Genomic DNA, 12,514 nt, shown 5'->3' on the forward strand with positions numbered 1-12,514 from the left:
ATGCAGAGATTTCGTTACAATCCGCCATAGGCGTAGGCACGGAAATCACCGTGACTTTCTGCTAGAAATTTCTCTGATGACGTTCCGCCAGTAAGGTGCAAGCCTACTTCACCCACTTATCGACTTCTTTCTGGGCCTTGTCGCGTTCGTTCTGGGCCACGTGTCCGTAGATGGCAAGGCCGGGGGTCACATTCGCGCCGGTCACCTTCTTGAGGCGCAGCACACCCGAGAGGCCGCTGCCTTCGTGGGTCACGAACGGGTGGATCGTCTTGCCCTTCAGATTATACTTCTCGAAGAAAGTGAACATGGGCATGGGCATCTCGCCCCACCACACCGGGTAACCGACGTAAATTTCGTCGAATTCTTCGGGGTTCACGTTCACCGGCTTGATTGCCGGGCGCGCGTCCTGCGCAAGTTCCTTCTTGGCCACGTTGATGCAGTCGTCGTAGCCCTTGGGGTATTCCTTCGCGGGTTCCACATGCAAGAGCGTGCCGCCCGTTTTCTTGGCAATCATCTCGGCAATGATTTCGGTGTTGCCCTTCTTGATGTCGCCCACGCCGTAGTTTTCGCCCGTGCGGGAATAGTACGCGACCAGAATTTTCTTGTCAGCAGCCATAGTGACTCCCATGAGAAATGTTAAAAGGATGAGGATAATTTTTTTCATTCGAGCCCTCCGCTCCTAAGTTGTCATCCCCGCCTCCGAGCGGGAACTTCCTATAATATACATCAAGAGCCACCCAATAGCAAATACTTATTTATCATAGACTTCTATGCCTATAAAGCATAGACAAAATTATATTCCGGTTTGAGCGAAACCATCAATCCCATCCTTGACACATCAGATTAATTTACTAGCTTTCAAGAAAGCAACTTAAAAGCCTTTAACCCGCAGGAGTCAACTCATGGATTTTATAGAATACACCAGAAAATGGTTCGAGGGCGAAATCTTTGAAGATTACGCTATGGTGGGCGCAGGCGTCGTCATGCTCGTCCTGACTTTCGCGGTATGGCGCTTCGGCGCATCAGATTCGGCACGAGCAATTTGGATTCCGATGCTTCTAGTCGCTCTTTTGCATGCCGCTGGCGGCGCAAGCCTTGCCATAAACAACCATCATCGCCTAGCGCAGTTCGAGAAACAATACCAGGAACAACCTGTCGAGCAATTTGTTCAAAGCGAGAAAGCCCGAGTCGATGGGTTCATGGGTATTTACCCGATGACGATTGTTGTAGCGGCAATTCTGTTTGTTGCCGGAACATGCATGTTCGCATTCTGCCCTGCACTTTGGCTTCGCGGCACTGCGCTTGTGCTCATCTATCTGGCCTTATCCGGCTTGGTGATAGACTATTTCTCCAAGGATCGAGCGCTCGTCTATTTGCAAGAAATCAACAAGTTCATCGGGGCGTAAATTTTAACAAGCTCATTAAATACAAGCCAAGAAAAAAAAAGCAACTTATGCGACGCAAAGACCGCGAAATCAAAGAGTTTGACGAAATCATAGATGTTCTCAGCCGGTGCAAAGTTCTGCATTTGGCTTTTAATCAGCAACGGCAATCCTTACGCCGTGCCGGTCAATTTCGGCTTTATCGTTCGCGAAAGCGATGGACAAAAGAAACTCTCCATCTACATCCACGGAGCGGGCGAAGGCAAGAAACTCGACGCCATCAAGGCGAACCCGCAAGTGAGTTTCTGCGCCGAAACATCTGTCGAAACAAGCGGCCCTGAAAACGCTTCAGAAGACGCCTGCAAATGGACATGCTTCTACGAAAGCATCATCGGATTTGGAACGGCTTCGCTAGTCGAAGATTCTAAGGAACGCACCGCAGGGCTTGACAGCATTATGCTCCACAACGGCTACAAAATACCGCACGGCATCAAGACCATCGCCTACAGCGCCATGGCGCTCTCCCACACCGCCGTCATCAAAATCGAAATTGACGAAATCACCGGAAAGCGGCATTTGAAATGACATAAGCGTTTTTATCACAGCAAAACATTGTTTAAAACATAAAAACATATTGACAAATCTAAATATGTTTATATATTTTATATCGACATTTTTCAATATGAGAATATTATGAAGCAAACAAGCGAAGAAATTTCAACGATATTCAAAGGACTTTGCGACGAGAACAGGGTCCAAATACTCAAGCTATTGCGCAAAAAAGAACTTTGCGCTTGCCACCTTCTCGAAAAAATGCAACTCAGCCAACCTACGCTGTCTCATCACATGAAAATACTCTGCGACAGCGGTCTTGTGGTCGGCAGAAAAGAGGGAAAGTGGATGCATTACTCTATTTCGAAAGACGGCGCACAAGCAGCCATAAAGTGCATATTCGATTTAACAGCAACAGGAGAATACAACAATGGATAATATTTCAAAAGCAGTTGAACTTTTCGAACGCAGATTCGTGTGCTCGCAGGCAGTGCTTGCAGCATTTGCAGAGCAATTCGGCATTACAGAAAAGCAGGCTTTGCAGATTGGCGCATGTTTCGGCGGAGGAATGAGCAAGGGCGAAGTCTGCGGAGCATGTACGGGCGCGCTCATGGTGCTCGGATTAAAATACGGGCAGTTCGACGAAAACGATATTGACAGCCGCACAAGAGGCCACGAAATAGCAGTCCTGTTCCTTGAAGAGTTTAAAAAACGCAAGGGTTCATATATCTGTCGCGATTTACTTGGCTGCGATTTAGGGAACGAAGAAGGAAAAAAATTTGCAAGAGCAAATGGCCTGTTCGGGAAAATATGCCCAAATATGGTAAGAGCAGCGGCAGAGATCGTTTCCGAAATACTAGAAAATGACGATTAAGCATGTGGGATTTTGTACAAAACCAGATTTTGGGCATGAAATGGCTGAACGACCTTATCGGCTCGTTACTTAACGCCTGCGGCCTCGACACCGAAGGAAAACTCGGCGGCAGCCTGCAATTTTTTGTCTATGACATGATAAAGATTATGCTGCTGCTCGGCATCCTTATTTTTGCGATATCCTACATCCAAAGTTATTTTCCGCCGGAACGGACAAAAAAGATTCTCGGAAAATTTCACGGGATTGCCGCAAATTGCATTGCAGCCCTACTCGGCACGGTAACACCGTTCTGTTCATGCTCCTCAATACCGCTATTTATGGGCTTCACAACCGCAGGATTACCTCTCGGCGTTACATTTTCGTTCCTCATTTCATCGCCAATGGTAGATTTAGGCTCTCTCGTATTGCTCATGAGCATTTTTGGCTGGAAGGTTGCCGTAATCTATGTGATAGTCGGTCTTGTAATTGCTGTCGTAGGCGGCTCGATTATCGAAAAAATGCACCTTGAAAATCAGGTTGAAGACTTTATCCGAAACGGAAAAAGCATAGACCTTCCACTGGACAAACTCACCCAAAAAGACCGTCTAAAATACGCTCTGGAACAAGTTACGACTACCGCACGGAAGGTATTCCCCTATATTATTATCGGTGTCGGAATTGGAGCATTCATCCATAACTGGATTCCCGAAGAATGGGTCGTAAGTTCGCTCGGTTCAGGAAATCCATTCGGAGTCATAATTGCGACTGTTTGCGGAGTCCCGATGTACGCCGACATTTTCGGATGCATCCCCATCGCAGAGACGTTACTCGCAAAAGGCGCCAAGCTTGGGGTCGTCCTCGCGTTCATGATGGCCGTCACGACGCTTTCACTCCCTTCAATGATAATGCTGAAAAAGATTGTGAAGGCAAAACTTCTTGGAGTCTTTATCGCAATTTGCACAATCGGAATCATTGTCGTTGGGTACTTTTTCAACATCATACAACATTACATTATATAGGAGCAAGAATGATTTATTCTGGATGCATCAAAGTTCTTGGTTCCGGCTGCAAGTCCTGCCATCAACTTTTCGATAACGCGACAAGTGCGGCTGAAGGTAAAAACTACGCCGTCGAATACGTTACCGATTTTCAGAAAATCATGGGCTACGGAGTAATGTCGTTGCCCGCGCTCGTGATTAACGAGAAAGTCGTGTCGCAAGGGAAAATTTTAAAACCCGCAGAAATCAGCGCATTACTTGAGGGGAAATAAAGCCAGAATAGGCCAAGTCTTATCCGTTTTCATCTCCCTTCCTTCGGCATTGCATCCCAAAAAGAGCGCAGTTCGTCAATAATCAGGTCGTAGTCGCGTTGCGTGAACGTTCCTTCGCCGTTCATCATGATGGTGTAATCAATTCCCTTGAAGGATTTTCCAACTCCCGTGTCGCGAAACCCATTCCGCAAATAGAACGCATGGCGACGCTTGCGCTGCTCGGAATTTTCGCAGACTTGTTCCGGCGATTCCATGTCGAGAATGTTGGATTTTCCCTTGTACTCTTCTATCAACTGCGTGAGAATGCGCTGGCCGATTCCCTGCCCACGTAATTCTTCGGGCACCGCAAAATACCAGAACCAGTTGAACTCTTTGCGCGGATAGACAATCGTCAGCCCGACAAGTATTTCTTCCTCGTAGTAAACGGTAAAATCCAGCGACATCGTTTTCATGAGCCGCATCAAGTCTGCCCACGGAATCTGTTCCTCTTTCGGGAACGCCGTCTCGTAAAGACGACGAACATCTTCGTTCGCTGCGGCAGAATTAAGTTGTACAGACCTCATAGCGACTTATTTCACCCATTTGTCCACTTCTTTCTGGGCCTTTTCGCGTTCATTCTGCGCGACATGCCCGTAAATGGCGAGGCCGGGAGTCACGTTCGCCCCTGTCACCTTCTTGAGGCGCTGCACCCCCGAGAGGCCGCTGCCTTCGTGAGTCACGAACGGGTGAATTGTCTTGCCCTTCAGGTTATACTTCTCGAAGAAAGTGAACATGGGCATGGGCATCTCGCCCCACCACACCGGGTAACCGACGTAAATTTCGTCGAATTCTTCGGGGTTCACGTTCACCGGCTTGATTGCCGGGCGCGCGTCCTGCGCAAGTTCCTTCTTGGCCACGTTGATGCAGTCGTCGTAGCCCTTGGGGTATTCCTTCGCGGGTTCCACATGCAAGAGCGTGCCGCCCGTTTTCTTGGCAATCATCTCGGCAATGATTTCGGTGTTGCCCTTCTTGATGTCGCCCACGCCGTAGTTTTCATCGGCGCGGGAATAGTAAACGACGAGGATTTTCTTTTCTGCTGCCATAGAGACTCCTAGAAGAAGTGATAAAAGAATCAAGGTGATTTTTTTCATGGGATCCGCCTTTTTTTCTTGAACCGGTTGCCTATAATATAAATAAATTCAGGACGGCTGCGTAATGCGTAATTTTTATGCTCACTATGCGTGTAGCGTATAGTGAGCAAACGTTCGGCGACAATGAAGGCCTTTAGTCACCGGGATTCCAGTCCTTGAAATGCTGGATTTCGGCGAGAGTCGAGGTAAAGAAGCGCTTTTCCTTGTCGAGGCCGCGAATCTTTTTCATGTCGTCTTCGGAAAGCTTGAAGTTATACACCTCGATGTTTTCCTTGATGTAATCCGGGTTGCGGGTCATGGCCCACACCCATTCCAAAACGACGCGACTCCACACCAAGCAAGTCTGCATCCAGAATATCGTACGGGCATTCAACAACACCACGCTTGTGCTATACCGCCAGTGGGTGCAAGACGGCCGCAAAATCCCGCTTAAACAAATGATTGACCTCGCCGCAACCCTCATGGAAGGCGGCATCAAGGCTTTCGCGAACAGAGAGTAAAAAGCTGGGCGTTCCGCAGTCAAGGGCCAGGTCGGTACGACAGCTCTTAAATTACACTGAAATCAATGAACTTGTAAAAGCCCGCGTTTTTCGCTGCTTCAAATTCACCTTTGTCAAAAGACTTGTTTGCTAGACCTTCTCTAATGATTTTGATAAAGGTTTCCTTTAGCGGATCAAGATCGTTCTTTATAGTGTTGTAAACAACAAACGAGTCGAGCCCAGCATAATCGTGAACAATCCTGTTGCGCATACCGCGAATTGCCTGAATGTTTTCGCTTGCGATTCCCGCTTTGGCAGCGTTCGAGAGTTTGTTGATGGATTCGCCTATGTTTGCAAGCAAAGTCAAACATGCGTTGAATACCATCTGGTCTTCTTTCTCAAGAAGTTCTTCAGTGGAATGAATATCCCGTGTATATTTTTGAATTTTCAACAGGGATTCGAGCATTCCCAATAAGTGGAAAAGGTCGTTCCTGGGGTCATTCGACACGGATGGACTCCTTGCTTGCTCGATACAGGATAATGGGGTTTGCGAACTTCTCTATGACGACATCCACGGACTTGCCTGTTTTTTCGGAAAGTTCCTTTCGCAAGGACAACAGGTCATTGTAGTCCTGGAAATCACGGACTAGTAGGTCAATGTCGTTGGGAGTTGCTGTTCGAACAGACGAACCGAAAACAAAGACATCCTTCAGGCGATACTTCGCAAGAAGTTTGTTTTCACGGAATATCCGTAATATGTTTTCGGCGAACACCATAATTTACCCTTATTACATTTCCAATATACATTTTTCTGTCCGTTTGTGCAACAAGACTAGTGTGACTTAGGACTGATTTCAGTAATGTTTGCGAATCTACAGAGAAAATATTACCACAGTAACCAATGTCTTATGGGCATTTCCCCGGCCTGGTCCCTAAGCCAACGAAGGAGAGCGAGGGGGAGGCTTTCCCCACCTATGCCTTCAAAGCATATCTTTTATGCGAAATAAGTATTTGGGTTTGTTGCGGGATTTGGTTATTTTTAGGGCATGAGGTGGTTCAGTTTCTTGTTCGTTTTCCTGTTCATGGCGTGTTCGAGCGATGCGGCGTCGCAGGCTATGCCGAAAGTTTCGAACAAAGGAGATTCAATCGTGCAGAATAGCAAAGGGGCGGCCCCAACGGTCAAGTTGAATTCGGGTTTCGATATGCCGGTTCTCGGGCTTGGCACTTGGACTTTGCGCGGCAAGGTGGCAGAAGACGCAGTCTATGTCGCCATCAAGAACGGGTATCGATTGATTGATACGGCGAAATACTACGACAACGAAGAAGCCGTGGGTAGGGGAATCCGCCGGGCGATTGACGACGGGCTTGTGAAGCGCGAAGATTTGTTCGTGACGTCGAAACTTGTGCCGTGGAGCAGTTCCCTGGACGAAGACATCGACGACTCTCTTGAAAAGCTGGGGCTCGAATATATCGACTTGATGCTGTTGCACCAGCACGGGAGCGACGCCGAGGACAAGGCGGTTTACAAGGCTATGGAACGTGCTGTGAAGGCGAAGAAGGTCCGTTCCATCGGCATTTCGAACTACTACACCGAAAATACGGCGAAGCGCTTTTTTGCCGATTTCGAAATAAAGCCTGCCGTGGTGCAAAACGAGAACCATGTGTTTTACCAGAACACGGAATTCAAGGATTACGCAAAACGCTACGGCGCCGTGGTGGAATCTTATTACCCGCTGGGCGGGCGCGGCCACACCGAAGACGTCTTGGGGAACAAGGTTGTCGCAAAGATAGCGAAGGCTCACGGGAAATCGGCCGCACAGGTGGTGTTGCGCTGGCATGTGCAATCGGGCTACATTGCCATTCCGGGCTCCAAGAACCCTGACCACATCGCAGAAAACATATCGATTTTCGATTTCGAGTTGACAGACGACGAAATGAAGCAAATCGCCGCCCTCGATACGGGACACCGCTACGAGAACTGGTGAAAATCGCCAAAATTTTAGTCAAACTGGATAAAAAAGTACATTTTTTATCCAATACAGTGTATTTATTGAATAAAAAAACGTTTTGGGGCTAAATTTTTGTATATTATCCCCTAAAAGGCACTGGCTGCGGATTTCCGCCAGCAAGCCACGTTCGACTAGAAAAGTCGGCTATTTGGTATATCCCCAATGGAAATTGGGCTTTTAATATATCCAAAGGCCGGCTTTTTTTATGGAGTAAAAATGAGCCAAAAGGATAAAATTGAGATTCCCGACCAAGTCGGGAACGAAAGATGAAAAAAGTAATGTGCAAATTTTGCACAATACTCTCTCAAAGTTCAAACCAACCACAATTTACTCATTAGATGTCATCATTTCTGTCGGATATAGAGTAAAATCTCTAAGAGGTACTCAATTCCGCCGCTGGGCCAATCAAGTCCTGAAAGACTACATACTCAAGGGCTATGCCGTAAACCAACGTAAAATTGCGACTGATTTGCAAATTGCAGACCGCTTGCACGAACAGCGGCAACTCATTGAGGACCAAGGCGCTAAACTCACAAATGTTGATACGCGACTCTCCGCCGTCGAGCAGCATATTGACTTCTTTGTGAAAGCTTCACAAGCTCCCTCAGGAGGCATTCTTGCGACTGGAACGCGATTTGACGGTTTCGTGCTGATTTCTGATCTTGTGAAGAGGGCAAAAAAGTCCGTGGTATTTATTGACCCATATGCCACCATCGAGGTGCTGAAATTTGCTGCCATGCGAGCAAAAGGCGTTTCGGCAAAAATCTACTCCTCACGAATTACACCTGAATTCAAGGCTGCGGCAGACTTGCACAAAAAACAATATCCTGAACTAGAATTGAAGACCATGCGCACGATTCACGACCGTTTTCTTCTGGTCGACGACACTGTATATCACTTTGGAGCTTCGTTTATAAAATACGAAGGCCAAGAGCAGCGGCAATGCTTGCATTGACATTGCCGAGGCCAAGTATTTTGGCTCGAAGAGCAACGATATGGGTAACGAAATGACTGCTTTCAGCGTGCTAGATTTCGTGACACCCGCCGAAGTCATTGTGAAAGTGGAGCAAAATACAAAAGGAAAATAGTGCATTTTAATTCAAAACCTCCACCACTATTCACTTGACGCATAGCAGAATTATTATATTCTCCCCCAAAAGGGGCTTTTTATGTTTGTCGAGACTTACATCTTGCGATTGCTGGCCGGGTTCCTGGAATACGGGACGCTTTCTGCCGTTGCGGACAAGCTCTACACTTCGCAGCCGGCGGTGAGCCGCGCGTTCAAGAAGCTGGAAGACGAAATCGGCGCTCCGCTCTTCGAGCGCAAAAAGAACCGCATCGAGCTGAACGAGAAGGGACGCACGGTCGCCGAATACGCGAAGCGCATCATGGACTTGCAAAGCGAGATGATGGAAAAGGTGAGCCCGCAGGGAGCGAGCACGCGCACGTTCTCTATCGCGTCGGTGGCCATTCTCCCCGCCATGCGGATGGTGCAGGAACTGCAGGAGAAATACCCCGGTGCGCAAGTCACTTACGAGATTATCGACAACGAGGCGGGCGTGCTGAAGGCGCTGAACGAGGGCACGGCGGATATCGGCATCACGCTCAAGGCCCCACGCGCAAAGAAATACCGCGCCGAAAAATACATGCAGGAGCGGCTCTCGATTGCGCTCCCCAAAAAGCACCCGCTGGCCAAGCGCAAGTCCATCCGGCTCCGTGAACTCAAGGGCGAGACCATCATCCAGCGCAGCAACGTGGGCTTCTGGGAGCAGGTCAAGCGCAAGAAGATTCCCGATGTCACCTTCATCAAGCACGACAGCACGAAGGGCATTTCAAAGCTCATCGAGCAGTCTTCGCTGTTGACGTTCGTTTCGGACCACCAGTTCGATTACGAAATCCCCAAGGACCGCAAGATTGTGCCGCTCGCCGACCGCGAAATGAACGTGGAATTTTTCAAGGTGAAGTTAATGAAATAGCGCGCGGGCATTGCATTGTCGCGACTTATTTCCTGATGAACTTTTCGTCGGTCTTGGGCATGGTGTTGTCGGGCGTGTAGCGTTCGACAGTCATTTTCAAGTCGTACTTGTCGCGGAGTTTCGCAATCGTCTTCATCATGGGCGAAGCGTGGTGCACGTCGATGGCCGCCTGGCTTTCCCACGCGTCAATCAGCAAGATGGTCTCGGGATCGTCCAGCGACTGGAAATATTCGTAGCGGATGTTGCCATTCTCGGCACGGATTTTCGCCACCGTCCCGCTAGAAACCATCTCTTCGGCGAACTTCTTTGCCGCCCCGTTCTTACCCGTATAGCGCAGGTTTACCGTAATGTTGCTCATGGCACTCTCCGCAAACACGCTCGCAGCGAGCGCAAGGATTGAAAATAGCGTTAAAAACTTGAGTTTCACTTTGCCACTCCGAAATGCTTTGCATATAATATAAATTTTTTCGGAGCATGCACAAAATGCTTAATTTTCATGCTCAGTATGCGTGTGACGCATAGTGAAAGCAAATGCTTTTATGGTTTGCTGTCGGAAAAATCTTCTTCAGATAAAGCAATAGCCAATCCGGTTGAATATGGCATTCCCAGACGCCTTTGAAATTTCCCGTCAATTCATGGTTACGATGCTTTGCCTCAAGCGGTTGATCAAGTCGCAATTTTTCAATGACATTTTCTAGAAGCGAAATGTCCAACCCCCGCTTCCGAGCAAGTTTCACTCCCGCCTTAAAACGAGATGTCTTAATAAGCTCATAGACCATTACTTGCAATCCTCAAGGAGTTCCTTGGCAGAAGAATACCTTTTTGTCCTGGGGTTCCTAGCAAGGCCTTTCGCCTCTTCAATAGCGGCCAACGTCGAATCCGAGAACTCGCGTTGAGGCGGAACGATATCGAAAGGGATGCAGCGCTGATTAATCGCCTGCTTCAAGAAAAGTCTAATAGCCGTAGTGATATCCAGTCCGAGTGATTCAAATAAATCTTCCGCCTGGTCCTTGGTGGCTTTGTCGATTCTTGTCTGCAAAACTGCATTTGCCATATGAATTACCTCGTTTTTGTACAAATTTAATTCATTTTCAATGCAAATGCAATACATTTGACCGTTAATTTGCGAATTTGGGACCGATTTAGGCCATTTATCTTCACACATCTTTCCTCCCTCCGCCTACATGCATAAAAAAGGCGGGGCTTTGCTTGTTTTACACCGTGCGAGAAAATGATTTTCTACACACTTGTGCACTAAATATAAATTACTAGATGGCGGTTGTCAAGAGGTTTATGCATTTTTTGAAGGGGAATGTTTTTGCCTAGGGGCAAGCCCCCTCCCCCTTTCATCGTTACACAAGGTTGTGTACCAGGCGTTTGACTTATATCCTCACGCTGAGCACGGCGCCTTTGGTGTCGCTGTAGAATAGCGGGGCGATGGTGACCTTGGGCGGGGTCTGCTTTTCGCCGACTTTTTCCTTGTAGAACACGCTGCCGATGTACCAGCCGATGGAGGCTCCCATCAAGGTGCCCGCGACGGCGTCGGAGAACCAGTGGGCCTCCCCTTTTGCGCCGAGCACCATGCTTGTCGCGATGTAGCCCGCATACAGGGCGCAGCCCGCCACGACGAGAGGCTTGTCGCGGTTGTAGCTTGCGATGCTCATGGCCATGGCCGCGTTGGTCATGGAATGCCCCGAGGGCCAGCCGTAAAATACTCCGCGCCTAAAAAATCCCCACTTGAAATCGCGGGAACGCTCGCCGCTGTTGAGTTCCGCGTCAGGGTGCTCGCGAGCCGAAATCGCCTTGAGGATGTTGTTGTAGAGGAACGCCACGGCGGTAGCCTGCACGGCGACGGCACCGGTGTTGTTCAGCGCGCGGTTGTCGCTGATAAAGTACATGTAGCCCGGAACAAGGATCGGGAAGAACGTTCCCATCATCATGCCGGGAGTGAATGCGATGCCGTAAACAAGTTGATCCTGACGCGCTGCAAAACGGGCCACCATCAGGTCGTTGTTTTCCATCGAGAACTTGTACGTAAGCGCACCGCCGAGGATGTGGAACCCGAGCGGCCAGCCGAACACACTCAGCAGCATGTTGTGGCCCAAATGATCGAACGGGGAAAGCTTTTGTGCGCTATCGATGGCTGCGGAATCCACGGTTGTTGAATCAATCGAAGGCGTTTCGGCATGAGCATCGGCAACATTTACGCTGTCGGGAAATTCGGCAGAGGGATCCGCGGCGTACGCCACCGTCGTGAACACGAGCGAAAGCAATACCGTCTTGAATGTCGTCAGAACTTTTTTCATCGATTATCTACAAATTCCCAAAATTTAACAGCCTTGTCAAGCCACCCTTCCGCAACCGTACCCGTTCCTAGGCCAAAACCATGGGAAAGACCCTTTTTTCCCGCATTCCTCCCCCTATTCCGACTTTGCAGAGAGAATATACCTGACAACTTCGGGATTGTTATGGTCGATGATTTCGCTATGGCCTATGTCCAGAGCATCAATCTGCTTCATGTCTTCGGCGGTAAGTGAAAAGTCCCAAATGTCAATATTCTGTTCCATGCGTTCCTTATGAACGGATTTCGGAATAATGGAAACCCCGCGCTGGGCATTCCACTTGAGAGCCACCTGGGCGGCGGTCTTGCCGTACTTTTCGCCGATGGCACTCAGGAGCGGGTGCGTGAAAATGCCGTGCTTGCCTTCGGCGAGCGGTGCCCAAGCCTGCGGGACGGTGCCGTAGCCCTTCATGTTTTCGATGGCGGCATACTGCGAAAAGAACGGATGCAATTCGATCTGGTTCACGTGCTCATTCTCAATAGCAGTCTTTATTATCTCTCGAACGATTGGCCAAAGATAGT

General features: G+C 48.8%; 20 protein-coding genes and 1 pseudogene. 10 read left to right on the forward strand and 11 right to left on the reverse strand.

Translation table 11 applies throughout. The annotated features are described in order from the left end of the window. Nucleotides 1–103: 103 nt before the first annotated feature. Nucleotides 104–664 carry a flavodoxin gene (locus Q0W37_RS14160; RefSeq protein WP_297702204.1) on the reverse strand — a complete coding sequence of 187 codons (561 nt, stop codon included), beginning with the start codon at nt 662–664 and terminating at the stop codon, nt 104–106. A gap of 238 nt (nt 665–902) precedes the next feature. Here Q0W37_RS14160 and Q0W37_RS14165 point away from each other — a divergent pair, with 238 nt between their 5' ends. The 6 genes and pseudogenes from Q0W37_RS14165 to Q0W37_RS14190 form a co-directional block, all read left to right on the forward strand. Further along, nucleotides 903–1,406, forward strand: coding sequence for a hypothetical protein (locus Q0W37_RS14165; RefSeq protein ID WP_297702205.1), 504 nt, complete (start codon nt 903–905; stop codon nt 1,404–1,406). Nucleotides 1,407–1,499: 93 nt separating this feature from the next. Continuing rightward, complete coding sequence (locus tag Q0W37_RS14170; protein ID WP_297702206.1) at nt 1,500–1,967, forward strand: pyridoxamine 5'-phosphate oxidase family protein; 468 nt, start codon at nt 1,500–1,502, stop codon at nt 1,965–1,967. 108 nt (nt 1,968–2,075) lie between these two features. Further along, complete coding sequence (locus Q0W37_RS14175) at nt 2,076–2,372, forward strand: helix-turn-helix transcriptional regulator (protein ID WP_297702207.1); 297 nt, start codon at nt 2,076–2,078, stop codon at nt 2,370–2,372. After that, nucleotides 2,365–2,808 (forward strand): C-GCAxxG-C-C family protein, encoded by a 444-nt coding sequence (locus Q0W37_RS14180; protein ID WP_297702208.1) that lies wholly within the window; start codon nt 2,365–2,367, stop codon nt 2,806–2,808. The genes Q0W37_RS14175 and Q0W37_RS14180 overlap by 8 nt, the downstream gene beginning before the upstream one ends. Before the next feature lie 35 nt (nt 2,809–2,843). After that, nucleotides 2,844–3,806, forward strand: coding sequence for a permease (locus Q0W37_RS14185; protein ID WP_297702209.1), 963 nt, complete (start codon nt 2,844–2,846; stop codon nt 3,804–3,806). 26 nt (nt 3,807–3,832) lie between these two features. Further along, nucleotides 3,833–4,057, forward strand: a pseudogene (locus Q0W37_RS14190) (thioredoxin family protein); the annotation flags it as partial. A gap of 29 nt (nt 4,058–4,086) precedes the next feature. Here Q0W37_RS14190 and Q0W37_RS14195 read toward each other — a convergent pair. The 3 genes from Q0W37_RS14195 to Q0W37_RS14205 all read right to left on the reverse strand — a co-directional run bounded on the left by Q0W37_RS14195 (nt 4,087) and on the right by Q0W37_RS14205 (nt 5,485). Further along, entirely contained in the window at nt 4,087–4,620 is a 534-nt protein-coding gene (locus Q0W37_RS14195) for a GNAT family N-acetyltransferase (RefSeq protein WP_297702211.1), read from the reverse strand. 6 nt (nt 4,621–4,626) lie between these two features. Next, nucleotides 4,627–5,139 (reverse strand): flavodoxin, encoded by a 513-nt coding sequence (locus Q0W37_RS14200; protein WP_297702212.1) that lies wholly within the window; start codon nt 5,137–5,139, stop codon nt 4,627–4,629. A gap of 181 nt (nt 5,140–5,320) precedes the next feature. Next, nucleotides 5,321–5,485, reverse strand: coding sequence for a hypothetical protein (locus Q0W37_RS14205; RefSeq protein ID WP_297702213.1), 165 nt, complete (start codon nt 5,483–5,485; stop codon nt 5,321–5,323). Between Q0W37_RS14205 and Q0W37_RS14210 the strand changes: the two genes are divergently transcribed. After that, nucleotides 5,484–5,687: a hypothetical protein gene (locus Q0W37_RS14210; RefSeq protein ID WP_297702214.1), complete on the forward strand. Its 204-nt coding sequence runs from the start codon at nt 5,484–5,486 to the stop codon at nt 5,685–5,687. The genes Q0W37_RS14205 and Q0W37_RS14210 overlap by 2 nt on opposite strands. Nucleotides 5,688–5,733: 46 nt before the next feature. On the opposite strand, the gene Q0W37_RS14215 is transcribed toward Q0W37_RS14210, so the two are convergent. Both Q0W37_RS14215 and Q0W37_RS14220 read right to left on the reverse strand, forming a co-directional pair. After that, entirely contained in the window at nt 5,734–6,174 is a 441-nt protein-coding gene (locus Q0W37_RS14215) for a HepT-like ribonuclease domain-containing protein (RefSeq protein WP_297702215.1), read from the reverse strand. Further along, the gene (locus Q0W37_RS14220) at nt 6,164–6,442 is read right to left on the reverse strand and encodes a nucleotidyltransferase family protein (RefSeq protein ID WP_072813035.1); all 279 of its coding nucleotides are present in this window, start codon (nt 6,440–6,442) and stop codon (nt 6,164–6,166) included. Before Q0W37_RS14220 ends, Q0W37_RS14215 begins: the two co-directional genes overlap by 11 nt. Before the next feature lie 270 nt (nt 6,443–6,712). Between Q0W37_RS14220 and Q0W37_RS14225 the strand changes: the two genes are divergently transcribed. The 3 genes from Q0W37_RS14225 to Q0W37_RS14235 all read left to right on the forward strand — a co-directional run bounded on the left by Q0W37_RS14225 (nt 6,713) and on the right by Q0W37_RS14235 (nt 9,651). After that, nucleotides 6,713–7,651: an aldo/keto reductase gene (locus tag Q0W37_RS14225; RefSeq protein WP_297702216.1), complete on the forward strand. Its 939-nt coding sequence runs from the start codon at nt 6,713–6,715 to the stop codon at nt 7,649–7,651. Nucleotides 7,652–7,910: 259 nt separating this feature from the next. Beyond that, entirely contained in the window at nt 7,911–8,630 is a 720-nt protein-coding gene (gene rhuM, locus Q0W37_RS14230) for a RhuM family protein (protein WP_297702217.1), read from the forward strand. A gap of 214 nt (nt 8,631–8,844) precedes the next feature. Further along, on the forward strand, nt 8,845–9,651 hold the full coding sequence (locus Q0W37_RS14235) for a LysR family transcriptional regulator (RefSeq protein WP_297702218.1): 807 nt from the start codon (nt 8,845–8,847) through the stop codon (nt 9,649–9,651). A gap of 25 nt (nt 9,652–9,676) precedes the next feature. Here the strand turns inward: Q0W37_RS14235 and Q0W37_RS14240 are convergent, their stop codons facing one another. The 5 genes from Q0W37_RS14240 to Q0W37_RS14255 form a co-directional block, all read right to left on the reverse strand. Beyond that, a complete protein-coding gene (locus tag Q0W37_RS14240; RefSeq protein ID WP_366075271.1) occupies nt 9,677–10,009 on the reverse strand; it encodes a putative quinol monooxygenase in 333 nt (110 codons plus the stop codon). A gap of 142 nt (nt 10,010–10,151) precedes the next feature. After that, complete coding sequence (locus tag Q0W37_RS15480; protein WP_366075268.1) at nt 10,152–10,430, reverse strand: type II toxin-antitoxin system YafQ family toxin; 279 nt, start codon at nt 10,428–10,430, stop codon at nt 10,152–10,154. After that, nucleotides 10,430–10,705 (reverse strand): type II toxin-antitoxin system RelB/DinJ family antitoxin, encoded by a 276-nt coding sequence (locus Q0W37_RS14245; RefSeq protein ID WP_290943389.1) that lies wholly within the window; start codon nt 10,703–10,705, stop codon nt 10,430–10,432. The genes Q0W37_RS15480 and Q0W37_RS14245 overlap by 1 nt, the downstream gene beginning before the upstream one ends. Before the next feature lie 328 nt (nt 10,706–11,033). After that, nucleotides 11,034–11,957 (reverse strand): phosphatase PAP2 family protein, encoded by a 924-nt coding sequence (locus tag Q0W37_RS14250; RefSeq protein WP_290943392.1) that lies wholly within the window; start codon nt 11,955–11,957, stop codon nt 11,034–11,036. A gap of 114 nt (nt 11,958–12,071) precedes the next feature. Further along, a partial coding sequence (locus tag Q0W37_RS14255; protein ID WP_297702219.1) for an aldo/keto reductase occupies nt 12,072–12,514 on the reverse strand: 443 nt, incomplete at its 5' end.

The organism is uncultured Fibrobacter sp., assembly GCF_947166265.1.
Lineage (GTDB): Bacteria > Fibrobacterota > Fibrobacteria > Fibrobacterales > Fibrobacteraceae > Fibrobacter.